22 protein-coding genes and 1 riboswitch are annotated in these 22,528 nt (G+C 57.4%); of the genes, 11 read left to right on the top strand and 11 right to left on the bottom strand.

Features of this window, described 5'->3' with window-relative positions; all coding sequences use genetic code 11:
- Positions 1-27: 27 nt before the first annotated feature.
- From Q0816_RS00305 to Q0816_RS00290, 4 genes are all read right to left on the bottom strand, one after another.
- Positions 28-630 carry an inner membrane-spanning protein YciB gene (locus tag Q0816_RS00305; RefSeq protein WP_298846143.1) on the bottom strand — a complete coding sequence of 201 codons (603 nt, stop codon included), beginning with the start codon at positions 628-630 and terminating at the stop codon, positions 28-30.
- Positions 631-646: 16 nt separating this feature from the next.
- Positions 647-1,549 carry an EamA family transporter gene (locus tag Q0816_RS00300; protein WP_298846140.1) on the bottom strand — a complete coding sequence of 301 codons (903 nt, stop codon included), beginning with the start codon at positions 1,547-1,549 and terminating at the stop codon, positions 647-649.
- A gap of 90 nt (positions 1,550-1,639) precedes the next feature.
- Positions 1,640-2,779 (bottom strand): signal recognition particle-docking protein FtsY, encoded by a 1,140-nt coding sequence (gene ftsY, locus Q0816_RS00295; RefSeq protein WP_298846135.1) that lies wholly within the window; start codon positions 2,777-2,779, stop codon positions 1,640-1,642.
- 58 nt (positions 2,780-2,837) lie between these two features.
- Complete coding sequence (locus Q0816_RS00290; protein ID WP_298846132.1) at positions 2,838-3,476, bottom strand: lysoplasmalogenase; 639 nt, start codon at positions 3,474-3,476, stop codon at positions 2,838-2,840.
- Positions 3,477-3,631: 155 nt separating this feature from the next.
- Here Q0816_RS00290 and Q0816_RS00285 point away from each other — a divergent pair, with 155 nt between their 5' ends.
- A complete protein-coding gene (locus tag Q0816_RS00285) occupies positions 3,632-4,012 on the top strand; it encodes a hypothetical protein (protein ID WP_298846129.1) in 381 nt (126 codons plus the stop codon).
- Here the strand turns inward: Q0816_RS00285 and Q0816_RS00280 are convergent, their stop codons facing one another.
- On the bottom strand, positions 4,013-4,654 hold the full coding sequence (locus Q0816_RS00280) for a glutathione S-transferase family protein (protein WP_298846126.1): 642 nt from the start codon (positions 4,652-4,654) through the stop codon (positions 4,013-4,015). It lies immediately after the preceding gene.
- A gap of 3 nt (positions 4,655-4,657) precedes the next feature.
- Positions 4,658-6,142 carry an exodeoxyribonuclease VII large subunit gene (xseA, locus tag Q0816_RS00275; RefSeq protein ID WP_298846123.1) on the bottom strand — a complete coding sequence of 495 codons (1,485 nt, stop codon included), beginning with the start codon at positions 6,140-6,142 and terminating at the stop codon, positions 4,658-4,660.
- Between the two features lie 75 nt (positions 6,143-6,217).
- On the opposite strand from xseA, the gene purD reads away from it, so the two are divergent.
- Positions 6,218-7,480 carry a phosphoribosylamine--glycine ligase gene (purD, locus tag Q0816_RS00270; RefSeq protein ID WP_298846121.1) on the top strand — a complete coding sequence of 421 codons (1,263 nt, stop codon included), beginning with the start codon at positions 6,218-6,220 and terminating at the stop codon, positions 7,478-7,480.
- Between the two features lie 80 nt (positions 7,481-7,560).
- Here purD and Q0816_RS00265 read toward each other — a convergent pair whose 3' ends face one another.
- Both Q0816_RS00265 and Q0816_RS00260 read right to left on the bottom strand, forming a co-directional pair.
- The gene (locus tag Q0816_RS00265; RefSeq protein ID WP_298846118.1) at positions 7,561-8,262 is read right to left on the bottom strand and encodes a VCBS repeat-containing protein; all 702 of its coding nucleotides are present in this window, start codon (positions 8,260-8,262) and stop codon (positions 7,561-7,563) included.
- A 20-nt stretch (positions 8,263-8,282) separates the two neighbouring features.
- The gene (locus Q0816_RS00260; protein ID WP_298846113.1) at positions 8,283-8,606 is read right to left on the bottom strand and encodes a 2Fe-2S iron-sulfur cluster-binding protein; all 324 of its coding nucleotides are present in this window, start codon (positions 8,604-8,606) and stop codon (positions 8,283-8,285) included.
- A gap of 127 nt (positions 8,607-8,733) precedes the next feature.
- On the opposite strand from Q0816_RS00260, the gene Q0816_RS00255 reads away from it, so the two are divergent.
- Positions 8,734-9,105: an OB-fold nucleic acid binding domain-containing protein gene (locus Q0816_RS00255; RefSeq protein WP_298846111.1), complete on the top strand. Its 372-nt coding sequence runs from the start codon at positions 8,734-8,736 to the stop codon at positions 9,103-9,105.
- 591 nt (positions 9,106-9,696) lie between these two features.
- Entirely contained in the window at positions 9,697-10,653 is a 957-nt protein-coding gene (locus Q0816_RS00250; RefSeq protein WP_298846108.1) for a hypothetical protein, read from the top strand.
- A 71-nt stretch (positions 10,654-10,724) separates the two neighbouring features.
- Here Q0816_RS00250 and Q0816_RS00245 read toward each other — a convergent pair whose 3' ends face one another.
- Positions 10,725-11,423 carry a glutathione S-transferase N-terminal domain-containing protein gene (locus tag Q0816_RS00245; protein WP_298846105.1) on the bottom strand — a complete coding sequence of 233 codons (699 nt, stop codon included), beginning with the start codon at positions 11,421-11,423 and terminating at the stop codon, positions 10,725-10,727.
- A 118-nt stretch (positions 11,424-11,541) separates the two neighbouring features.
- Positions 11,542-11,619: riboswitch (SAM riboswitch) on the top strand.
- 61 nt (positions 11,620-11,680) lie between these two features.
- On the opposite strand from Q0816_RS00245, the gene metZ reads away from it, so the two are divergent.
- The 5 genes from metZ to Q0816_RS00220 all read left to right on the top strand — a co-directional run bounded on the left by metZ (position 11,681) and on the right by Q0816_RS00220 (position 18,358).
- Positions 11,681-12,871: an O-succinylhomoserine sulfhydrylase gene (gene metZ, locus Q0816_RS00240; protein ID WP_298846102.1), complete on the top strand. Its 1,191-nt coding sequence runs from the start codon at positions 11,681-11,683 to the stop codon at positions 12,869-12,871.
- Between the two features lie 265 nt (positions 12,872-13,136).
- On the top strand, positions 13,137-14,240 hold the full coding sequence (gene folE2 / locus Q0816_RS00235) for a GTP cyclohydrolase FolE2 (protein WP_298846099.1): 1,104 nt from the start codon (positions 13,137-13,139) through the stop codon (positions 14,238-14,240).
- A 287-nt stretch (positions 14,241-14,527) separates the two neighbouring features.
- Positions 14,528-15,283 carry a hypothetical protein gene (locus Q0816_RS00230; protein WP_298846096.1) on the top strand — a complete coding sequence of 252 codons (756 nt, stop codon included), beginning with the start codon at positions 14,528-14,530 and terminating at the stop codon, positions 15,281-15,283.
- A gap of 52 nt (positions 15,284-15,335) precedes the next feature.
- On the top strand, positions 15,336-16,784 hold the full coding sequence (locus Q0816_RS00225; protein ID WP_298846093.1) for a TrkH family potassium uptake protein: 1,449 nt from the start codon (positions 15,336-15,338) through the stop codon (positions 16,782-16,784).
- Positions 16,784-18,358 carry a thiamine pyrophosphate-binding protein gene (locus Q0816_RS00220; protein ID WP_298846091.1) on the top strand — a complete coding sequence of 525 codons (1,575 nt, stop codon included), beginning with the start codon at positions 16,784-16,786 and terminating at the stop codon, positions 18,356-18,358. Before Q0816_RS00225 ends, Q0816_RS00220 begins: the two co-directional genes overlap by 1 nt.
- 53 nt (positions 18,359-18,411) lie before the next feature.
- Here Q0816_RS00220 and Q0816_RS00215 read toward each other — a convergent pair whose 3' ends face one another.
- On the bottom strand, positions 18,412-20,151 hold the full coding sequence (locus tag Q0816_RS00215; RefSeq protein ID WP_298846088.1) for a serine protease: 1,740 nt from the start codon (positions 20,149-20,151) through the stop codon (positions 18,412-18,414).
- Positions 20,152-20,357: 206 nt separating this feature from the next.
- Between Q0816_RS00215 and Q0816_RS00210 the strand changes: the two genes are divergently transcribed.
- Positions 20,358-21,287: a glycine--tRNA ligase subunit alpha gene (locus Q0816_RS00210; RefSeq protein ID WP_298846085.1), complete on the top strand. Its 930-nt coding sequence runs from the start codon at positions 20,358-20,360 to the stop codon at positions 21,285-21,287.
- A gap of 8 nt (positions 21,288-21,295) precedes the next feature.
- Here the strand turns inward: Q0816_RS00210 and Q0816_RS00205 are convergent, their stop codons facing one another.
- Positions 21,296-21,928: a MarC family protein gene (locus Q0816_RS00205; RefSeq protein WP_298846082.1), complete on the bottom strand. Its 633-nt coding sequence runs from the start codon at positions 21,926-21,928 to the stop codon at positions 21,296-21,298.
- A 78-nt stretch (positions 21,929-22,006) separates the two neighbouring features.
- Here Q0816_RS00205 and Q0816_RS00200 point away from each other — a divergent pair, with 78 nt between their 5' ends.
- Complete coding sequence (locus tag Q0816_RS00200) at positions 22,007-22,528, top strand: DUF6446 family protein (protein WP_298846079.1); 522 nt, start codon at positions 22,007-22,009, stop codon at positions 22,526-22,528.

Genomic DNA, 22,528 nt, shown 5'->3' with positions numbered 1-22,528 from the left:
CGGGCCTGGCCGTCGTCAGAACAGCTATTATTGCTCCGGATCCTCCATATACCGCTGCAGGATGCTGAATTGCAGCATCAGGAAGGCCATCAACGCAATGGGAAAACCAAAGGTCTCGATTTTGACCCACAGGTCCGTCGACATGGTGCGCCAGACGAACTCATTTGCAGCGGCCAGAACGGCGAAGCAAGCGCAAAGGCGGCGTGTCAGGATCATCCAGCCTTCATGCTTCATCGGCAGCATCTCATCCAGCACGTAGGCCAGATAGGATTTCTTTTGCAGCAAACCGATGCCGAGAATCACGGCGAACAGACCGTAGACAAGTGTGGTCTTCATCTTGAAGAACCGCTCGTCATTGAACCATGCGGTCAGGCCACCGAAAAAGATAACCATGAAGGCTGTAAAGATCTGCATCCGGCTGAGTTTGCCGGTCAGGTACCACAGGATGCCCATCGCCCCAAGCATCAGAGGGACGAAGACAATCGTCGCGACGATAAACCCGGAATACTCGGTGCTGCCAATCTGAAAGCTGTCATCGCGCAGGCGCAGATAGATAAAGAAGAAGGCCAGCGGGGGCCCAAGTTCCAGAACCTGCTTCAGAAACGGGTTGATATCTTTTTTGCCTGTCATCGGTACTTCCTGCTGCTTATCCGCCCATTTCAACTATTACGGCGCCGAGTGCAATCAATGCCATCAAGGCAACGCGCCTGGGACCAACGGTTTCCTTTAGCACAAGCCAGCCGATCAGCGCTGCAAAGACGGTTGAGGTTTCGCGCAGAACAGCGGCTTCACCGACCTTATCCAGCCGTGTGGCCAGCATGATCGACCCAAAAGACAAGGGAGCGATGATTCCGCCGGCAAGACCCCGCAGCACTAGCGGGCCAAGCGTGGGTCTGTCCGCCATCGCGCGCCACCGTAGGAATGCATAAATTGGCATGGCTGCGCCATCAATCATGAAGAACCACGCCAGAAAGGTGAACGGGTCGGCTGTGGAGCGTATGCCATAGGCGTCATACGTAGTGTAGAGGGCCACAAACAGGCCTGTGATGATCGCCAGTGTCAGCGCGATGCCCAATGTGTCCCGGTTGGTTTCGAGGAACCTGAAATTATAGGCGGCCAGCCCGAATATCCCGGCCAGAAGGGTGGCAACGCCCAGCCATTGAACGACCGAGAATGTTTCGCCAAAAAGAAGATAGGCACCGATGACAGTAAACAGCGGACCAGTGCCCCGCACTACCGGGTAGACGACAGTATAGGAGCCTTTGGTGTAGGCCATGGCTTGCAGGGTTTTATAGGCGATGTGGATCAACCAGACGAAGGCGAAGATCGGCCACATATGTGGTTCGGGCCAGGGCACCACGAAGAAGGCGAAAGGGGCGGCCATCAGGCAATAACAGGCGTCAATGGCGCCTCGCGAAAGCCATGGGTCGTGTCGACCTTTCTGCAGCGCTCCGAACACGGCGTGCAGGAACGCGGCCATCAACGCCAAGGCCAGCGCCAGTTGATGTCCAGCTTCGGTGCCTTCAAGAGAAATAAGCCAGTCGCTCAAATACGCGGACCTTTTGCGGGGCGGAGAGGGTGGGGGGCCGTCTGCCCCCCACACCCCCCGAAGGTATTTTGGGCAAGGTGAAGCGGCGGATCAGCCTTTTTCGAGGCCGGTCAGGGCGGCGGCGAATTCTTCGGGGTCGAAAGGGGCGAGGTCATCGATCTGTTCGCCGACGCCAATTGCATGGATGGGCAGGCCAAACTTGTCTGCCAAGGCCACCAGAACACCTCCTTTGGCTGTGCCGTCCAGCTTGGTCATGACGAGGCCCGAAACATCTGCCAGTTTCCGGAACGTCTCCACCTGGCTCAGCGCGTTTTGACCGGTTGTGGCGTCGAGGACCAGCAAGGTGTTGTGCGGAGCGGTGTCATCAACCTTGCGGATAACACGGACGATCTTGGCCAGTTCTTCCATCAGGTCGGCACGGTTTTGCAGCCGACCGGCAGTATCGATCATCAGCAGATCGGCGCCCTCTGCTTGCGCGCGGGTTAGAGCATCGAAAGCCAGACTGGCCGGATCCGAGCCTTCCGGTGCTGTCAGAACCGGAACTCCGGCGCGATCGCCCCAAACCTGCAATTGTTCAACAGCGGCGGCGCGGAAGGTGTCACCGGCAGCGATGACTACCTTTTTGCCAGCTGCTTTGAACTGGCTGGCCAGCTTGCCGATGGTTGTAGTCTTACCCGAACCGTTAACGCCGACGACCAGCACCACCTGCGGCCGTTTGGGGTAGATCGGCAAAGGTTTGGCAACGGGCTCCATCACACGGGCCACCTCTTGCGCCAGCAGTTGTTTGATCTCTGAGGTCGACAGTTTGCGGCCAAAACGCCCCTCGGCCATGTTGGAAGTGACGCGTAGGGCCGTATCGACGCCCATGTCAGAGGCGATCAGCAGCTCTTCGAGCTGTTCCAGCATGTCGTCATCCAGCGTGCGGCGCATTTCAGTTGCGGTGCCGCGGTTGAACAGGCGGTTAAGGATACCTTTGGATTCAGGGATTTCCGGCGGTGGGGCGACCGGCGTGGGGTCGGCCGGGATCGGCGCGGGCGGTTCAACCGGTTGCGGCGCCGGGGCAGGGTCCGGGATTTCGGGGACGGGTTGCGGCTCGGGCTGTGGTTCTGGGATCACCGGGTCCGGAGACGCCGTTTCCTCGCCGCCATCTTCGACGATGGCTTCCAGCCCCTCTTCGAGACGAGATGAGGATTTGAACAGCTTGTCCTTTAGCTTTGAGAAAAACGCCATTTTTGGTCTCCGCAGGTGTTCCCCTCACCTAATGCGGATTTGCGGCAGTTGCAAAGGGTCACGCAAACGCGACGACAAAGCCAAGCTGTGCCCCCCAGTAGAGAGGCCAGACCAGATAGGGTGTCGCCTTGAGGGCAGGATGGTTTGGCGGCAATAGGAATTTTTCGGTCGCTAGAATCAAGTCAGAGGCGATGAAGGCAATGGCGGCAGGAAATGCCCAACGTAAGGAGCCCGCATCCGGCAGAGCCAGAACAGTGACCCCCATCCCAAGTATGATGGGGATATAGGCCAGAACCGGCCCTTTCAGATCTCCGGCGCGGGGCGCAAGCAATGTGGCCATGATGATACCCAGAACGACCAAAGACCATACAATCGCGGGCGCATTCCAGATTTGGTCAACGGAACTGGCTGGATGAGACAGGAACAGAGCAATATAGGCCAGGTGCCCGGCGGCAAAAGCGGCGATGCCAATCATGAATGTGGCATCTGTTTCGCGCGACAACAGAGCGTCACCTGACGCACATAAAACAAGTGCGAGAACCAGCAACCAAGGTCCGCCTAGCAGGAAGGCAATAACTGCCAGTATGGCAACGGAAGCGGTTTTCAGTGCAGTGCGCAAAGAACCGGCGGGTCGAGCGGTGAGAGGAAGATAACTCATAGCGCAGCAAAGGGCGATCCAGAATAGTGCGGTTGTCATGTCATCTCCGTGCGTTTTCAGAATTATCACATCCGGGGTGTAGCGTGAAATCAACCGCTTACGTTGAGTTAAGCATCTTGTGATGACCTTGGTTCAAAGGGTGAATGGCGTGTCCGGAATGCTTCTGACAAAATGGGGGCATGCTCAGGTATTGGATGATTCTCGCAAGCTTTTGTGCGCATTCCGTTGCGGCCCAGTCTCCTTTGTCTGGCTCGGAATTCGACAAGTACACGCAGGGGAAAACACTGTTCTACGGGCTTGAAGGGCAAGTTTATGGTGTTGAGCGGTACCTTCCGAACCGTCGCGTGATCTGGTCTTTTCTTGACGGGAATTGCAAGGAAGGGATCTGGTATCAGCGGGACGATCAGATTTGCTTTGTCTATGAAGACAGGTTGGATCCGCAATGCTGGGTCTTTACACAATCCGGTGGCGGTCTGATCGCGCAGTTTGAAGGCAATTCCCAAGCGACCGAGTTGTACGAGGCGGAAGACCTTGGGGAAGACATGGTGTGCTACGGACCCGATGTTGGCGTTTGATTACCCGGCTCGCAGCTCGTCATAGCTGATCATCACATGGTTTCGGTAAGCTGCCCTGTCTGCCAGCCTTTCGTAATATCGGCGCAGATTAGGCAGCGATGTGCGGGAAATCTCGATGTTGTAGTAGCGATAGAGGATGTGCCCCAGCTGGATATCGGCCAAGGTCAGGCAGGAGCCACATAGGAATGTGTGTTCAGATAGCTGTGCATCGGCAATTGCCAACTTGCTTTCCAAAGCCGTGACGGCATTTTTGACTGCTTGCTGGTCGCGTTCTGCCTGAGATGTCCGCACAACCTGCCAGAACACCGGCACTGTGAACGCCATCGCGATATTGATCTTGGCCCATTCTGCCCATTTGTCCACTTCGGCTTGCTGGATCGGATTGCGAGGCCAAAATTCATCCTCACCGTATGTTTTGGCCAGGTACCGCAGGATCGCGGCTGTCTCCCATAGCGGGGGCAACGTGTCATCCTGTATCACAGGGATCGTGCCGTTTGGGTTCAGTTTGCGAAAGGCATCAGTGTTCAACCCTCCGAACCTGTGCCCCACATCATGACGCTGAAAATCCAGCGCCAGCTCACCGACGCACCACATCAGGGCCTGAACATTCGATGACGTTTTGCGGCCCCAGATGGTCAGCATGGCTTAGAACAGCGATCCCTGATCCGGGGCGTCCGGTTTGGGCTTTTTGGGCGATGTTTTTGCGGCTGCTCCGGTGCTGAGAATGCCATCGGCGAATTCGATTTCCAGTGCAGATTGTTTTGCAGCCTGAACTTTGGTCGTGATCACATCCCCGTCCGCACGGACGACGGCGTATCCGCGTTTCAGTGTGGCTTTGTAGCTGAGAGTTTCACGCAAGCGGTCAGTCGCCTCCAGCTGTTGCTGCAGGCGATCCAGCCTCGTGGTCTGCGCCGTGTTCATCCGGTCGCCAAGCCGGGTGAGGTTTTGCCGCTGCTGGTCGATCTCTCGTTGGATAGGACGCAGGGATAGGCGTGAGGACAGGTTGCGGAGTGATTCCTGCCGTGTTGTTACCAGGCCGCGCAGAGTTGAGGGGCGCAGATGCGCAGACAGTTCCACCACTTGCAGGCGGCGGTTTTGCACTCCACGTGTCAAGGCTGGTGTTAAGCGATCTGCAATTAAATCAAGCCGTTGACGCGGAGTGTTCAACAGGCTGTCCGGACGTGGCAGGGCGCGGGACAGATCGCGCAGCCTTTGCATTCGGCGTTGTACGGCGTCAGATGCAGCGCGCGACAGGCGGGCACGTTGCTCTCCGGTCCAAGCGAGCAGTTCCATCCGGACCGGGACCGCCAGTTCGGCGGCCGCGGTGGGTGTTGGCGCGCGCTGGTCCGAGACGAAATCAATCAGGGTGGTATCGGTTTCGTGCCCAACAGCCGAGATCAGCGGTATGTCCGATGCGGAAGTAGCGCGCGCGACAATCTCTTCGTTAAAACCCCAGAGATCTTCGATGGACCCGCCGCCACGAGCCACGATGATCAGATCAGGCCGCGGCAATGCACCGCCGGGTGTCAACTGGTTGAAACCATTGATGGCGTGGGCAACTTCCGGCGCGCAGTTTGCCCCTTGCACGGCTACAGGCCAGATCAGTACTTTGCGCGGAAATCGGTCCCGCAGACGGTGCAGAATATCGCGGATCACCGCTCCGGAAGGGGACGTGACCACGCCAATGACTTGCGGCAAGTATGGCAATGGCTTCTTACGCTCGGGCGCAAACAGGCCTTCGGATTCCAGTTGCTTCTTGCGCTTTTCCAGCAACGCCATCAGCGCGCCCTGGCCAGCGACAGAGACTTCATCGACATTCAGGTTGTATTTCGATTGCGCGCCAAAAGCGGTAAGGCGACCGGTAACGACAACCTCCAACCCTTCCTCGGGCACAACAGACAAGCCGGAAACTTGTCCTTTCCACGTCGTGCAGGCCAGCACATTCCGGTCATCTTTGATGTCGTAATACAGGTGGCCAGACCGTGCTTTGAACACGCGCCCGACTTCACCACGCACACGGATTCGTCCGAATGAGCCTTCAAGCGTCTGCTTAACCTCGCCCGAGATCTCGGAAACCGTGTATTCAGGGGTATTTTGACCCGGAATCGGGTCATCAAGCAGGTCGGACATTTCAGCGCCTTGTTTCAAATGCTCACCCAGCTTAGAACGCCGCGCAGGCAAGGCCAAGCAGATCGGAGCGCATTCATGAACATCCTCATTCTCGGCAGCGGCGGGCGCGAACACAGCCTGGCCTGGGCGGTACTGCAAAATCCCAAGTGCGACCGCCTGATCGTGGCGCCGGGGAATGCAGGGATCGCTCAGATCGCCGACTGTGCCGCGTTGGATATCGAAAACGGCGGGGCGGTCGTCAGCTTTGCAGAAGAAAACGCGATTGACTTCGTGATCGTCGGACCCGAGGCACCTTTGGCCGCCGGCGTGGCCGATCGTCTGCGCGAGGCCGGGGTGCTGGTTTTTGGGCCATCTGCGGCAGCAGCCCGGCTGGAAGCGTCGAAAAGTTTTACCAAGGAAATCTGCGATGCGGCGAATGCCCCCACCGCAGCCTATGCCCGGTTCACCGAGGCCGAGCCCGCCAAGGCCTATATCCGGGAACAGGGAGCGCCAATTGTGGTCAAGGCTGATGGTCTGGCCGCCGGTAAGGGCGTGATCGTAGCGATGGATGGAGAGACCGCACTGGACGCGATTGACGATATGTTCGGCGGTGCTTTTGGCGGCGCGGGGACCGAGGTTGTCATCGAAGAGTTCATGGATGGCGAGGAAGCGTCTTTGTTCGTTCTGTGCGATGGAGAGGACATCTTGTCCATCGGAACTGCGCAAGATCACAAGCGCGTCGGAGAAGGGGATACAGGCCTGAATACCGGTGGGATGGGTGCGTATTCCCCCGCACCGATCCTGAGTGAAGAGGTTGAAGCCCGTGCGATGGAAGAAATCGTGCGCCCTACGATCGCCGAGATGAAGCGCAGGGACACTCCGTTTCAGGGTGTTCTCTATGCGGGGCTGATGATCAAGGACGGGCAGCCAAGGCTGGTTGAATACAACGTCCGCTTTGGTGACCCGGAATGCCAGGTGTTGATGATGCGTTTGGGTGCGCAGGCGATGGATCTGATGCACGCTGCTGCCGAAGGCAGATTGGGTGATATGCGTGTGAATTGGGCAGATGACCATGCCATCACCGTCGTGATGGCAGCCAATGGCTATCCTGGTTCATATGAGAAAGACACCGCAATCAAAGGGTTGGACGCGCTGCCTGAAGACAGCCGAAACATGGTATTCCACGCGGGAACTAAGGCTGTGGAAGGGCAGGTTGTGGCCTCGGGCGGGCGTGTCCTGAACGTAACCGTGCGCGGAGAAACCCTGCAGAATGCACGGGATCAGGCTTACGCGATGGTCGATGCTATTGACTGGCCGGACGGGTTTTATCGTCGGGATATCGGGTGGCGGGCGCTTTGATCTTTGGGTTGGTAGGGGGCCTTGCCCCCTCGGCCTCGCGGCCTCACCCCCAAGGTATTTTTAGCCAGATGAAGATGGGATCAGCACTTCAGCGCTGATGCGAGATTGTCGCGACGTTTGAGCGGGCCAAGGTCGGTCATGTGCCAGCTATCCTGATAGGAAACACTAATGATCCGTGCCCAGTCGGCGCTGGCGAGGATTAGTTCAGGGGGGCCTTCGCAATCACGTAACCCGCCGGAGATAAAATCCTCACCGATCTTGTGGTTGGTCAAACCGGGCAGTACCGCGATCTCGGTCAGATCACCGTCTTTGAAGCGCCAGATACGCAAGGTTTTGGCCAGGTGAGGGCGGTCGATATAGGCGATTTCTATGTGGCCGTCGCCATCCAGATCGGCAGCTCCGACTGGGGCCAGCCAGCGGAATCGGGTGCCAATATATGGAGTGGCGGCGACAAGGCCTCCACCGTTGTAGATTGCGAGCCTTGCACCTTTGTCGCGATGGCTTTCGACGACCATTGCCTCGTATTTGCCGTTTGCGTCGACATCGACAAGGCGGGGTTTCAGATCTTCAAAGACTCGCTCTTCGGGCAGTTGAATCGTATACTTAGCCCATCCGGGTGCGTATTGAAGCTCAAGAGCGCCGTATTCGATTTGGTCGCCAAGGACCCAGTGTGGGTAGCGGGCGGTAGGTTGAGAGTATTTCGCCGAAATCAGTGGCTCGTATTCCCAAGGTTGTTGAGATTTAGCCGTAATGGGGCAAATGCTGACCGCGATTGCCACCATTGCGACCCGCCCAACTGGCATCAGATTTGTTTTTCCGGCATCTGAACGACCAGACCCTCCAACGCGTCCGTTACCTTGATCTGGCAGGTCAGACGCGAGCGGGCCGGGTCGGGCTCGAAGGCGAAGTCCAGCATGTCTTCTTCCATGTCATCCTTGGCCGGAATCTTCTCGACCCAATCGGGATGAACGTAAACATGGCAGGTCGAGCAGGCGCAGGCGCCGCCGCAATCGGCCTCGATGCCGGGAATGTTGTTGTCACGGGCCCCTTCCATGACGGTTAGTCCGTTGGCGACTTCGACAGTGTGTTCGGTACCGCCGTGCTCGACATAGGTGATCTTTGCCATTGCGTGCGTCTTCCTTTTACGATGTTCGAATTCTTCCTTAGTGAAGGCATTTGGGTCTTTCCAGCCTCATTTGCGACTCCGTGCGCCATGTCTGGACTTTCCTGTTACATGTTCTATTTTTGTTCTCATGATTATTGCTCCTGTTCGCCCTGCGGTTTCAAACCGGGACTGGCCACGACCGCCGTCTTGCCTGCCGTCCAGCCTGCTGAACGCACCGCCCGAGGGCGCGCGATTGGCTGTGGCCGGGCTGGTCATTCTGCGACAGAGGCCGGGGACGGCCAAGGGGGTGATTTTTCTGACGCTTGAAGATGAGACCGGGATCGTGAACGTGGTGGTCTGGCGCAAGATCTACGAGCAATTTCGCCGTGCAGTGATTTCCGGGCGGTTGCTGAAGGTGACAGGTCGGATGCAGCGGGCGCATTCGGTGACCCATGTGATTGCGGAAGAGATCGAAGATATCTCGGGCATGCTGGATGTGCTGGTGCGGGGGCAGGGGTAGATCTGCTTTTCGGGCAACGCAAACCCGCTGCAATAGCGGATGATCGAAGATATCGAATCAATGGCTGGGTGAGTTCACGGAATGCCCACAACCGGTCGATTCGATATCTTGTCGAGTTTATTGGTCGATCACCGGACACCGCGACCGCCGATGACTTGCGCGCCTACCGGCTTTATATGGTGAACACGAAGGTTGCGCCATCGACTTACAACATGTGGCTTATTGGGCTGCGTTTCCATTTCGACCCGCGAGGCAAGCGACCGGAGACGAAGAAATGCCTGCACTTCCGTACAGAACCAAGAAACATCCAGTGACGTTCAACGCCGAAGAGGTGAGCGCACCCGCACATTATACAAATGTCGCGACCAAACTGATCCGAGATGCCGACAGCCCCTATAAATGCTGGCGCAGCTTCAGGGCCGATGGTCAGAGTGGCGGGCACGGCCATTGCTGCTCTTTCATCGCTGCAAGCAACGATTGCCGGTCGAGTACCCCCGCGTGGTCTTTACTCGTCTGGCCAAGATCGCTCGGACTACGCTTTGAAACAAGCGGGCCATCCGTGGCCTGTTATTCAAGGCATCCGCCAAAACAGTGACGATCATCGCTGCCGGTCCCAAACACCACGCCAACGGCGTGCAGTCGAAGGCTCCAGTTAAGGAAACTCAGAGAAGCTCAAACAATGATCCATGGCGGACGCCTTTGCTTTCCCATAGCGCGACACGCGTATCCCGAGATGTCCATCGTGTCAGATTTGTCAACGCAGGCCACACCGACAAGATCAACCTAATCGCCTGGACCGCATCGAAAAATCCTGGACATGACATTGCAGACACTTGCCTGCCGCTATGCCACCGCGAAATCCATGCCAAGGAGCATCAATTTGTTCCACTTGATCCATGTGCGGATCAGAGGCGCTTTTCCGCCACTTTGACGCCGGTTGGTCGACTCTCCGATGACGGGCGGGTACTGGCAAGCATCTTGGCGCGTCGGCCTTCGTCAGAGCTCAGGCTTGATTGCGCACTACTCAACTTCTTCTCAGAGTCAGTCCGGATGCCCGACGTAACACAACATGGATCGCTCGTAAAAACCGAATGGCGGGATGAGAGCCGGATCTCCGATCATCTTGTTGAACTTTCGGAGGTCACGCGCTCACAGGGATATGTACACACCGCCAGAATGATCGAAGAGGCATTGAGTGCATACTCTTTCGAGCGCAGACACCTTGGGATTGCAAAAACATACTTCTCAGAACTGCAGCAGTTGAAAGACAACGAGATGACGCAGTTGGGGACAGAAACGAATCGAAATCAGAACTCGGTTCCGAACTTTCGTTCGGCGCGGTCGGAAAAAACGGATGGGTTGCCTTTCGGCACGGCAGAACGATCCGCCGGAGCGGCTAAGAAAGCAGGAACACGGCAAGGGCAAGCGGCATTTGTCCTGACAGCGCGGATGCGCGTTGATAGCAGGAAATCTGCGGCGCTGCGCAATGGGCACTGGAAAGGCAAGCCGATGCGGTTCCCAGCGGAGCCAGAATTCCAGTTTCGCTAACAGACCTTGTTTTAGTCAAAGAGCCAGCGGCAGATGATCATTGTGGCCTCAGGGCGGCTTTTGAATTGCAATCACCGCTTGAACAACACACCCTGCGCTTGTTTGTCCCTGTGATCTCCCCGTAACTCTGCATGCAACGCACGACCGGCCTGAACGCCGGGGCGAGCGCTAACCGATTCCAACCAGCGGGCAAAGTGGGGTTTGTCTTCCAGCACCTGCTGTTGACCTTCCCAAAGGCTCGCCCAGCCCCAGATCGACATATCCGCGATGGAATAGAAATCGCCTGCGACGTATTCGTTTTCGGCCAGCCTGCGATCCAGCACGCCGTATAGGCGCCCGACCTCAGCCCGGTAGCGGTCTTTGGGGTAGCGCAGGTCTTGCGGCGGGTCCAGTTGCGGGGCGTATTTCAGGAAGTGGTGCGCCTGACCTGCCATCGGCCCAACGCCGCCCATCTGCCACATCAGCCATTCCTCGACCGAGATGCGGTCCCGTTCAGTTTCGCCGTAGAACTGCCCTGTTTTGCGCGCCAGATACATCAGGATCGCGCCGCTTTCGAACACCGAGATCGGCGCATCGTCCGGGCCGTCAGGATCAATAATGGCAGGCATCCGGTTGTTGGGCGCGATGTTCAAAAACTCCGGATCGAACTGGTCGCCCTTGCCGATGTTGATCAGATGGGTGGTGTAGGGCAGTTCCATTTCTTCCAAAGCGATGGATACTTTCCAGCCATTCGGCGTGGGCCAGAAATACAGATCGATTAGGTTGGTCATGTCTCCTCCGTATCTTCGGGATCATGCGACTTTCTGCCGGATCGGCAAGAGGCGGTTACGAAAGCGTGACAGAACCAAGCACGGACTTGACCTGCAGCGGCCCGAGGCGTATGGCAGCGCAGAGCTACGTGGCGATTTGTTACCGGATTGCGGGCCACGCTAAACAACACCGCTAAAAGGTCAGGATGAAAGACCCCTTTCGCTTGGCCGCGTCTGGGGTTTTTTGTTTGCCTCCACCGGAGGCTGAAAGGAATGAGATGAGCGAGAACTGGAACAAACGCACCCAAGCCGTCCACGGCGGTATCCGTCGCAGTCAGTACAACGAGGTCAGCGAGGCAATTTTCCTGACGCAGGGCTTCGTTTACGACAACGCAGAACAGGCCGAAGCCCGGTTTCTGGAATGCGGCCCGGATGAGTTCATCTATGCCCGCTACGGCAACCCGACCGTGTCCATGTTCGAACAGCGTATTGCCGCGCTGGAAGGGGGCGAGGACGCTTTTGCCACAGCATCGGGCATGGCTGCCGTCAACGGTGCGCTGACCTCGATGCTGAAGGCAGGCGACCATATCGTGTCGGCCAAGGCGTTGTTCGGGTCCTGTCTTTACATTGTAGAGAACATCCTGACCCGTTTTGGTGTGGATGTGACCTTTGTGGACGGCACCGATCTGGAGCAATGGAAGGCCGCGCTTCGTCCGGAGACCAAGGCAGTATTCTTCGAATCGATGTCAAACCCGACGCTGGAAGTGATCGATATCGCGTCGGTGGCGGAACTGGCCCATGCTGTTGGTGCCATTGTCGTGGTGGACAACGTGTTCTCGACCCCGGTCTTCTCGCGCGCGATCGAACAGGGCGCGGACGTTGTTGTCTATTCGGCAACCAAGCACATTGACGGACAGGGCCGTGCGCTGGGCGGCGTCATCATAGGCACCAAGGATTTCATCCGAGGAACCGTCGAGCCGTATCTGAAGCACACCGGTGGCGCGCTAAGCCCGTTCAACGCCTGGATCATGCTCAAAGGTCTGGAAACCATGGCGCTGCGCGTCAACGCTCAGGCCGAAAGCGCGCAAAAGATCGCAGAGGCGCTGGAAGGGCACCCGGCGTTGGAACGTACCCTCTACCCTGGTTTGAAGACCCACGCGCAAAACGCCCTTGTTCAATCTCAGCTTGGCGGGAAAGGCGGGACTGTTCTGTCTCTGGATATCAAGGGCGGCAAGGATGCGGCTTTTGCCTTCCTGAATGCGATGACCATTCCCGTGATCTCCAACAATCTGGGCGATGCCAAGTCGATTGCGACGCATCCCGCGACCACGACGCACCAGCGTCTGAGCGACGCGCAAAAAGACGAGTTGGGGATTACTCCGGGCCTGATCCGTTTCTCCGTCGGTCTGGAAGATGCCGGGGATCTGTTGTCCGACATTCAGCAGGCATTAGAGGTCTCGCAGAAGTAATCTCGTGCGCCCCGAACGTCTTGTGGTCGTTCGGGGACTTTGGCCGTTCGCGAGGTACTTGCTCGGCCTTTGCATGTGGCGTTCTTCGGCTGGCTCTCGGGTCTGCCGTCTGGCTTTTCCGCCTATTTAGGGCGCAATTCGTTGCAGAATGACGGTTTTACGCCGGTTTTTTCGATCCGGACTGCTATTGCCCGCGTATCGGGTTAGACTGGTAAAAGACCTGCAGTCGTATATATTCCGACGACCAATCGAGGAACCGCAGCTGATGAACGTTCACCCGCGCGACATTGACGATACCCCGGATCAGGAAAAAGCCGCCGAGGCCCTGAAAGTTCTGCGGCAATGGGCGCAATCGGCGACTGCGTCTGAAATCAGTCAATTGGATCCGGCCATTTCGCGTCTTGTCCCGGGCCCGTCTTTGGTGAATTATCCTTCGCTTTCGCGAGAATACACCGATGATTTTATCGTCGATGCGGAGTACCGCGCGTCTTTGCCGGATTTGCAAAACGGTCCGTCCAGTTTGATCCGTGGGGCAAAGCAGCAGATTCAGCATGTTGGTATTTCGAATTTCCGCCTGCCAATCCGGTTCCATCGGAAGGATGGGGACGATCTGTCGCTTGAGACGTCGATCACCGGCACAGTCAGCCTTGAGGCCGAGAAAAAGGGCATCAATATGTCCCGGATCATGCGGTCGTTTTACAAGCATGCCGAACGTACGTTCAGTTTCGAGGTCATGGAGGCGGCGCTTAACGACTACATGACCGATCTGGACAGCTTTGACGCCCGCATCCAGATGCGGTTTTCCTACCCGGACAAGATCAAAAGCCTGCGGTCGGGGCTGGAAGGTTATCAGTATTACGACATCGCTCTGGAACTTGTTGAACAAGGCGGCGTGCGCCAGAAGATCATGCATCTGGACTACGTCTATTCCTCGACCTGCCCGTGCTCGCTGGAACTGAGTGAACATGCCCGATCCATGCGGGGGCAATTGGCGACACCGCATTCACAACGATCCGTCGCCCGGATTTCTGTAGTTGTGGATTGTGATGCAGACTGTCTTTGGTTTGAAGACCTGATTGCGCTATGCCGACGTGCAGTCCCGACCGAAACGCAGGTCATGGTCAAACGCGAAGACGAACAGGCGTTTGCAGAGTTGAATGCCGCCAATCCGATCTTTGTTGAAGATGCGGCGCGTTTGTTCTGCGCTGAATTGCTGGCAGATCATCATGTCGGTGATTTCCGTGTTGTCGCCAGCCATCAGGAAAGCCTGCACAGCCATGATGCAGTGTCGATTCTAACCGAAGGCCCAACCTTCGCGGCATCCAGTCTGGACCCTCGGTTGTTTACCACCTTGTTTCACGTTGGGTGAAAGAACCCTCTGGTAAGCGCCTGTAATTTAACCAGAGATTTCATGCATCAGCGTTCTTTCGCCGCAATGCAGCATTTCCGCTGCAACTGCGCAGTTTATTGATGTATCGTTAAGCGGAATGCAGCTGCCGCACGCCTGTATTCCAAAAGGTGTGCCGCCCCGAAAGGAAGCCGAGACGTGAGACGCCTTGGACTGCAAGACCTCGAACACCGTCCGAGCAATCGGAACGGGCAGGATAGTTCACCATCAATGTTCGGGCTGCTTCGTTTTTACAGGAGAAACATGTAATGAATCCGATTACCCAACCGCTGGAGTTTCAAGCTGCAGCGTTTCGCATGGCCGGCTACGCTGTGGTCAACCAGATGAAGATCATGCAGATCATGACCCGGTCGGCGCTCGAGCTGCCGATGGTTCCTGTCCATGCGCTGCATCTGGCAGCATCAACTCCGGCGCCTGTCGTTGAAAAGCAGGCTCAGAAACGTGCGGCACAGCCCAAACCAGCCGCGCCGCGGGCCAAACGCGCCGTTGCCCCGGTTTCGGCCAGGAAAAAGTCACCACAAAAAGCTGCGCCAGCAAAGCCAGTAGCCAAATCGGTCGAGTTTACCGCGCAGCCCAGGGCAGTTTCAGCGACACCTGTGAAAGCCAATCCAGCAGCTGTTGCCGAGGCCAAACCCGCCGTTAAGCCGGTAGAACCTGCGACCAAAACCACAAAACCGGTTGCGCGTAAGTCTACCCCGGTGAAAACGGCGTCTACCAAACTATCTCCCGCTAAAGTAGCAACATCCACATCGACACCGACCAAAGCTGCTCCTGCTAAGGCCGTTGCGGGTAATACCAAGGCACCTGCAGTAGCCGAAAAAACGGTAGCTGAACGCGCGAAGCCTACTTCGCGCCGACAGGCTGCCACGGCAAAACCTGCGCCAACTGCAATACCGGCAAAGCCAGCACCGGCCGTCGAACAGCCAAAACCTCAGGCGCGCAAATCTCGCACGCCGTCCAAACCACCCGCGATGCCGGGGGCAGATACCAAAACCGACACGTAAACCGGGATCATCTGCTTGACACGGTCGGGCTGGCGCGCCAACGCTGCGCGTCATGATGGATCTTCGCCCGGTCGGATATGTGATTGGCTTGCTGGTCGCCATTCTTGGGGCGACCATGCTGTTTCCTATGCTCGCAGACCTTGTCGAGGGGCGTGGCGAATGGCATGTGTTCCTGGAAAGCGCAATCATCACGATGCTGACAGGGTCAGTTCTGGCGATGAGCTGTTCCAACGGCGTGGGCGAGGGGCTGACCATTCGGCAGACCTTTTTGCTGACAACTGGCGTCTGGGTCGCGCTGCCCGTTTTCGGGGCAATTCCGTTTCTGTTCGGTGAAACCGAACTGCGCTTTGTCGATGCCTATTTCGAGGCGATGTCAGGGCTTACAACAACAGGCTCGACCGTAATATCCGGGTTAGACACGCTGCCGCGAGGGCTTTTGCTGTGGCGTGGTATCCTGCAATGGCTGGGGGGTATCGGTATCATTGTGGTCGCGATGGTGTTCCTGCCGGAACTGCGGGTCGGCGGCATGCAGATCTTCCGCTCGGAGGGTTTTGAAACCATGGGGAAAATCCTGCCGCGCGCGCAAGAGATCGCAGGACAGATTTCCTTGATCTACGTCTTTCTGACCCTTGTCTGCTTGCTGGTCTATGCCGGATTCGGAATGAACTTTTTTGACGCCATGGTCCACTCGATGACAACAATCGCGACTGGCGGGTTTGCCAATTACGACGCCTCTTTCGCGACCTTTTCCGGCCCGGTGGAATACGCGGCTGCAGTGTTCATGATCCTGGCCGCGCTTCCTTTCGTGCGGTACGTCCAGCTTGCCAATGGCCACACTTCGTCGTTATGGGAGGACAGTCAGATCCGGGGCTTTCTTGCCACCGTTCTGGTGCTGGTTGTAATGATGACCGTCTTTCTGACGTTGGTCTTCCCACATCATTGGGAGCAGGCCTTTCGGGAATCCTTGTTCAACATAACCTCGATCATCTCGGGCACAGGATATGCCAGTGTCGATTACATGGGATGGGGCAGTTTTCCGGTCATGCTGTTTTTCCTGATCGGCCTGATCGGTGGCTGCGCGGGGTCGACGGCCTGCTCGATCAAGATTTTCCGGTACCAGTTGCTGTTTGCATCTATCAAAACCCAGATCAAACGGATCAGGTCTCCGCATGGTGTTTTCATGCCGCTTTACGACGGGCGGCCAGTGGGGCGGGATGTTCTGACATCAGTGATGAGCTTTTTCATGTTCTTCGTTCTGTCGATGGGCGTGTTATCCTGGGCATTGGCCCTAACGGGTCTGGATTTCATCACATCCGTGTCCGGGGCTGCAACAGCACTGGCCAATGTCGGCCCGGGCCTGGGGGATCAAATCGGACCGGCGGGTAATTTCGCGGGTCTCAGCGACACGGCCAAATGGCTGCTGACAATCGGAATGTTGATTGGGCGGCTCGAGCTGTTGGCCGTATACGCAATCTTCACAGTTCAATTCTGGAGAGGCTGATGAAAAGACCCCTTGGCGCGCAAATCTCGCATATGCTCAAGGATCGTGGTGTGGATGTGATTTTCGGCATTCCCGGCGTCCACAATCAGGAAATGTATCGTGGCATCGAAGAGGCGGGAATTACCCATGTTCTGGCGCGGCATGAGCAGGGCGCTGGATTCATGGCCGACGGGTTTGCGCGCGCGACAGGTCAGCCGGGGGTAGCCTATGTGATCACCGGTCCTGGTTTGTGCAACATCATGACTCCGGTGGGTCAGGCCTACAGCGACTCGGTTCCGATGCTGGTGCTGTCATCCTGTCTTGATGAAACGCAGGCCCTACGCGGTCAGTTGCACCAGATGAAAGGTCAGCGCGCAGCGGCCGGAACGGTTGCAGATTGGTCGGCGCAAGCCAATTCCGCCAAGGCCGCGTATGGGCTGGTAGAGCGTGCATTCGAAGAGTTCGAGTTGTCGCGCCCTCGGCCCAAACACATTCAAGTGCCAATCGCGCAGTTGGAGGCCGAGGCTGAGCCCGCTCTGTTCCCTAACCAGCCCGCGTTGCGGACCAAGGCGTTGCCGCCTGACGTGTCATCGGTCGTGTCCATGTTGAACCTTGCGCGCAGGCCGCTGTTCATTCTGGGTGGCGGCTGCAAATCCAACGATTGGCGGCAGATTTTGACTCAGCTTGGGGCTGCCTGTTTTACGACCTACGCCGGGCGCGGGCTGCCGGGGGCGAACTATCCGCTGGACTTCGGGTCCATGTTGCCGCGTCCCGGCAGTACCGAGGTCATAGCCTCGGCCGATCTGGTGATCGCGGTCGGTGCCGAGCTGGGTGAAGTCGATTTGTGGCGGCGGGAATTGGGACATCAGGCGACGTTGATACGCGTCGATCTCGATCCCGAGGTCCTGTCCGATCACCACCGCGCTGCAATCAAGGTGCAAGTTGACAGCCAGAGCTTTGCTCGCGCCTTGTGGCAGGCGACTGAGGACATGAAACCAGCAACCGGATGGTCGCCCGAGGAGGTGGCCGAAGCACGCGCGCGCTGGCGGGCCGAGGTGGATGCAGAACGGCCCGGAATTGTGCCGATTGCTGACGCTTTGCGCGAAGCCATGCCCGCCGACACCATGATCTATTCGGACATGACCCAGATCGCCTATGTCGCGAAAGAGGTGTGGGACATGGCCTTTCCTCATCACTGGCATCATCCGACAGGATTTGGCACCCTAGGGTATGGGTTGCCAGCCGGAATCGGCGGCGCCGTAGCACGGCACGGTAAGCCTACGGCAGTTATCGCCGGAGATTATGGGTTCCAATATACGATGCAGGAACTTGGGGTGGCGGTTGAACTGGGATTGTCTTTGCCGATCATTCTTTGGGACAACGGCAAGCTGAAAGAAATCGAAGACAGTATGGTGCGCAGCCAGATCGCTCCGAATGCAGTCATGGCACATAACCCGGACTTCTGTAAGCTGGCCGAAGCTTTTGGCGCGCTTTCCTCATCACCCTCGAATGTGACAGAGATGCAGAGCGCCGTTCGGGCCGCTTTCGATGCGCCAGTACCGACTTTGATCCACGTCACGCCGGACATTCTGTAAGGAAAAAGCGCCGCAAAATTTTGCGGCGCTTTCTTCTGTGATCTGTTCTTGGCTCAATCCCAGCAGTGAACCAGAACCGTCATGCCGGTCGCGCGCCGGTTCAGTTCGTTTGGTGAGATCTGCGTGGTTTCCTCACTCGACTGACCAGAGACACCGGCTTCTGCCAGAATTTCGGTCAACCGATCGACAGTTGCCGCCAGACTGACCGACGCGGGCAGGGTGCGTCCTTCGGACGGTGCGGGCAACAACATCCCGACCACATTGCCGCTGTCATTGAATACTGGGCCACCGGCATCACCGGGTTGCGCGTTCAGGGCCAAACGTTTGATGCCCGGTTCGCCGTTCAGGCCGCGGACATCAGCGATCTGCCCAAAAGTCAGCGAAGGGCCGCCCAACGCACCTTGATAAGAGAATCCAGACACGGCCACTTCCGACTGGATGCGCGGTTTGGCAGCACTGAATGCAGCAACGCCCATGGGGGCGAGTGTTTGCGCGGGCCGCAGGACCGAGACGCCAAGATCCTGATCCGTCAGGGCCAGTTGAACTTCCTGATCGCCCTCTAGAGTGATCCGGGTGCAGTTGTCCGCGGCCTCGGACACCGTCAGAACCGTTCCGCTCTCATCTGCGAAGAACCCGGAGCGCGACAACCGGGGTTTACGGACCTGAAGGCCTGACACCAGATCAATGCGCTGTTCTGCATCAGCACCGGTGGCAGCATCCAAAACCGCATCCGTCGCGCTGAAGCTGGATGTCATCGCCGCCAGAACACGCAGTCGGCGTGCCTCATCCCCTTCAGGCCAGACCAGAGTGAACCCCTTGATCTTGCCGTCCGTCAAACGCGCCTGAGTAAAGGACACAACGCCGTTACCGCGCCCTTCAAGGGTGAACCGGTCTCTGCCCAACTCACGAGGGCCGTTCAGCGGAACGATCTCAAGTGACTGCATGACCTCAAAAAGAGCGCGCAGCGTGTTTTTATCGCCATCCTGGCTGATCAGAAGTACCTTGGCATTCAAGTCCGAGGTGCTGTTGAAATGCGCGAATGGGGCCTCATACCGGTCAAGGTTTACAGCGCCCAAAGGCATGTCGAGCACTATCCCGGCCTTGTCGTCAGAATACTGCGCCATGCCGACAGAGATCAGCGGCGCGTTATACTCATCAATCAAAGCCTTGCGCTGCAATGTGGTCAGAACGCCCGTGGCCTCGTATCCGTTGAAACGCTGCCAATCGCTCATCGAGCGGCGGGTTCCTTGCCCGAAAGCACCATCAATGGTGGAGTTGTAAAAACCTTCGGCGCGCAATGCCGTTTGCAGGTCCTTGCGTTCCTGTGCGGTCAGCAGGCGTTCGGATTGAAGCGCCTGCGCACGGGATTCACCCGAATTCTGGGGCGTAACGGTCGCCACCGTGTCTTCGGGTTGTGCCTGGGGTTCAATGGGGGCCGCAACGGTGCCTCGGTTCAGGACATTTGCTCCAACGGGCCAGAACTGTTGTCCCATCGCATTGGAAAAGGCGATATAGCTGTCGCGTGGAATCTGCCCTTCGGCCCGGTAAACGCGCAGCACCTGTTCTGCGTCGGTGCGCGCATAGGGACCGATCACGATTGCATACCAGCCGCTGTTAAGCCGGAATCCGTTCACGTCCGGTAGGACGCTGGAATAGGATTGCGCCCGTTCCTGCGCTTCGCGCAGCGAGGGCTGAGCCTCGACCTGAACCCAGACGCCGGGGTCTTGCTGCGCGGTTGCAGCACGCAGGCCGACCAGAAGAAACAATAGGATTGTTGAAAATACGCGTGTCATTGTCTGCCCGTGTTATGCAGTGTTCGTGCTTTGGCGCAGGGTACGCGATTTTGCACACCAAATACCATGCTGCGAATACGGGGAATTTGTGGTGTGGCCGCGCAGTTACAGCCGTAGGGCAAAGCCCCGTTGACGCCCCTTGGCCCCTTGCATAGGAAGGGCAAAACCGACCGGAACCGGGCGCAAGAGTGTCCAGAGGGAATGTCATGACCGATCCGACCAGCGCACTGCGCTCTTTTCAGGAGATCATCCTGCGGCTTCAGACCTATTGGGCGTCAAAAGGCTGCGCGATTCTGCAACCCTATGACATGGAAGTCGGGGCAGGGACGTTCCATCCCGCAACAACTCTGCGCGCGCTGGGATCAAAAGCCTGGGCTGCGGCTTACGTTCAGCCGTCGCGTCGTCCCACGGATGGCCGTTATGGTGAGAACCCGAACCGGTTGCAGCATTATTACCAGTATCAGGTGCTGATCAAACCCAGTCCGCCGGATCTTCAGGAGCTGTATCTGGGCAGCCTCGAAGCGATCGGTGTCGACATGGACCTGCATGATATCCGGTTTGTCGAAGATGACTGGGAAAGCCCGACACTGGGGGCATGGGGCCTGGGATGGGAGGTCTGGTGCGACGGAATGGAAGTCAGCCAGTTCACCTATTTCCAACAGGTTGGGGGCCATGACTGTACCCCGGTTTCAGGCGAGCTGACGTATGGTCTTGAGCGTCTGGCGATGTACGTGCTTGGTATTGACCACGTCATGGATATGCCGTTCAACGATCCGCAGTCACCCAGCCCTTTGACATATGGCGATATCTTCAAGCAAACCGAAGAGGAATACGCCCGCTGGAATTTTGACGTTGCGAACACCGAGGTGCTGCTGCGCCATTTCGAAGAGGCCGAAGCGGAGTGCACCAGCATTCTGGCGCAGGCGCATGAGGATCCAAAGACCGGAAAGCGTATCATTATGGCTCATCCGGCCTATGACCAGTGCATCAAGGCCAGCCATATCTTCAACCTGCTGGATGCACGGGGCGTGATTTCAGTCACCGAGCGGCAGGCCTATATTGGTCGCGTGCGTGCACTGGCCAAGCAATGTGCGGATGCGTTTGTGCAGACCGAGGCCGCCGGGCTTACATCCTGATGGGGCAATCAGGCCAGTCCCGGCAACAGTGCTTTCAGGCCGTCTGCGATCATGCTGACTGCGATGGCCGCAAGGATCATACCCATGAATCGGCTCATGATCACGCGGGCGTTGTCGGACAGGCGTTCAGCCAGCCAGGCGGCGTTCCAGAACGTGACCAGAAGAAGTCCGACCACGGCAAGAAATACTCCCGCATAAACAAAAGCTTCGATTGGCGTCTTGACCTGGTGCGCATACAGGATCAGCGTAGTGATCGTGCCGGGGCCTACCAGAATGGGAAAGGCCAACGGGTAAAAGGCCACTGTGTCGGGTTCGGGGTAAGCTTCTTTTTCCCCCTTCGTTCCGTGGTGAGAGGTGCTTTCGTTTCCGTTCAGCATGTTCAGGCCGATCATCATGACAACAAGGCCACCAGCGACGCGCAAGTGATTAACGCTGATGCCAAAAAGACCAAGGGCCTGACTGCCGACCAAAGCAAAGGCACCGCCAAGGATCAGGCAATAGATCACCGTCTTCACCGCAACCTTGCGCTGATCTGCGGAGGGCAGGTCCTGAGTGACACTCAGAAAAACCGGCAGATTGGTAACCGGGTTCATGATCGCAAACAATGCGCCGAAAAATCCGACGGCAAGAGTGGATTCCATCGTGTTGACCTCGTTTCTGCCTGTGCGTGCATGAAACCTGTCCTATTTTACAAGAACTTGAAAGGGGCGGCCTAAAAGATGACGGGAAAACTTCTGGCAATTGTACTGTTGCTGTCGGCCGTGGTGGCCGGGGTCGGAATGTATTATTTGCAGATCTACGGCTTTTATTATGAGGTCGAGCCGCAGTCCGGCCAGGATGTGGCCCTTATGACAGAAGAGGGCGGTGTGCCTGCCCCGATTGCCTATTCGGGATTTCAGGCGATTGACGCGGACAGCTCTCCGATCCGCTATCGCGGCTGTTTTGAAACTGATCTGAAGCCGGATCAGATGACCGGGTTTGTCCCGGTCGAAAACCCCGAGCCACTGATCGCGCCGGGCTGGTTCGACTGCTACGATGCCGTTACGCTGGCCGACGCGCTGAAATCCGGCCAGGCAAAGGCGTTTCTGGGTGCTAAGAATATCCACTTCGGCGTGGATCGAATTGTGGCGATTACAACGGATGGCAAGGGATATGTCTGGCATGCGTTGAACAATTGCGGTGAAAAGGCCTATGACGGAACTGTCGTGGGCGAAGAATGCCCAACGCGGCCGGATAACTAA

The organism is uncultured Ruegeria sp. (assembly GCF_947497005.1).
GTDB lineage: Bacteria > Pseudomonadota > Alphaproteobacteria > Rhodobacterales > Rhodobacteraceae > Ruegeria.
The sequence above is the reverse complement of the archived record's forward strand: the minus strand, read 5'-3'. Positions and strand labels throughout refer to the sequence as shown.

Excerpts from the sequence above, each read along its gene's own strand:
- Q0816_RS00305 (WP_298846143.1), bottom strand. The coding sequence starts at position 630 with ATGACAGGCAAAAAAGATATCAACCCGTTTCTGAAGCAGGTTCTGGAA.
- ftsY (WP_298846135.1), bottom strand. The coding sequence starts at position 2,779 with ATGGCGTTTTTCTCAAAGCTAAAGGACAAGCTGTTCAAATCCTCATCT.
- Q0816_RS00290 (WP_298846132.1), bottom strand. The coding sequence starts at position 3,476 with ATGACAACCGCACTATTCTGGATCGCCCTTTGCTGCGCTATGAGTTAT.
- Q0816_RS00285 (WP_298846129.1), top strand. The coding sequence starts at position 3,632 with ATGATTCTCGCAAGCTTTTGTGCGCATTCCGTTGCGGCCCAGTCTCCT.
- Q0816_RS00280 (WP_298846126.1), bottom strand. The coding sequence starts at position 4,654 with ATGCTGACCATCTGGGGCCGCAAAACGTCATCGAATGTTCAGGCCCTG.
- xseA (WP_298846123.1), bottom strand. The coding sequence starts at position 6,142 with ATGTCCGACCTGCTTGATGACCCGATTCCGGGTCAAAATACCCCTGAA.
- purD (WP_298846121.1), top strand. The coding sequence starts at position 6,218 with ATGAACATCCTCATTCTCGGCAGCGGCGGGCGCGAACACAGCCTGGCC.
- Q0816_RS00265 (WP_298846118.1), bottom strand. The coding sequence starts at position 8,262 with ATGGTGGCAATCGCGGTCAGCATTTGCCCCATTACGGCTAAATCTCAA.
- Q0816_RS00260 (WP_298846113.1), bottom strand. The coding sequence starts at position 8,606 with ATGGCAAAGATCACCTATGTCGAGCACGGCGGTACCGAACACACTGTC.
- Q0816_RS00255 (WP_298846111.1), top strand. The coding sequence starts at position 8,734 with ATGATTATTGCTCCTGTTCGCCCTGCGGTTTCAAACCGGGACTGGCCA.
- Q0816_RS00245 (WP_298846105.1), bottom strand. The coding sequence starts at position 11,423 with ATGACCAACCTAATCGATCTGTATTTCTGGCCCACGCCGAATGGCTGG.
- metZ (WP_298846102.1), top strand. The coding sequence starts at position 11,681 with ATGAGCGAGAACTGGAACAAACGCACCCAAGCCGTCCACGGCGGTATC.
- folE2 (WP_298846099.1), top strand. The coding sequence starts at position 13,137 with ATGAACGTTCACCCGCGCGACATTGACGATACCCCGGATCAGGAAAAA.
- Q0816_RS00230 (WP_298846096.1), top strand. The coding sequence starts at position 14,528 with ATGAATCCGATTACCCAACCGCTGGAGTTTCAAGCTGCAGCGTTTCGC.
- Q0816_RS00225 (WP_298846093.1), top strand. The coding sequence starts at position 15,336 with ATGATGGATCTTCGCCCGGTCGGATATGTGATTGGCTTGCTGGTCGCC.
- Q0816_RS00220 (WP_298846091.1), top strand. The coding sequence starts at position 16,784 with ATGAAAAGACCCCTTGGCGCGCAAATCTCGCATATGCTCAAGGATCGT.
- Q0816_RS00215 (WP_298846088.1), bottom strand. The coding sequence starts at position 20,151 with ATGACACGCGTATTTTCAACAATCCTATTGTTTCTTCTGGTCGGCCTG.
- Q0816_RS00210 (WP_298846085.1), top strand. The coding sequence starts at position 20,358 with ATGACCGATCCGACCAGCGCACTGCGCTCTTTTCAGGAGATCATCCTG.
- Q0816_RS00205 (WP_298846082.1), bottom strand. The coding sequence starts at position 21,928 with ATGGAATCCACTCTTGCCGTCGGATTTTTCGGCGCATTGTTTGCGATC.
- Q0816_RS00200 (WP_298846079.1), top strand. The coding sequence starts at position 22,007 with ATGACGGGAAAACTTCTGGCAATTGTACTGTTGCTGTCGGCCGTGGTG.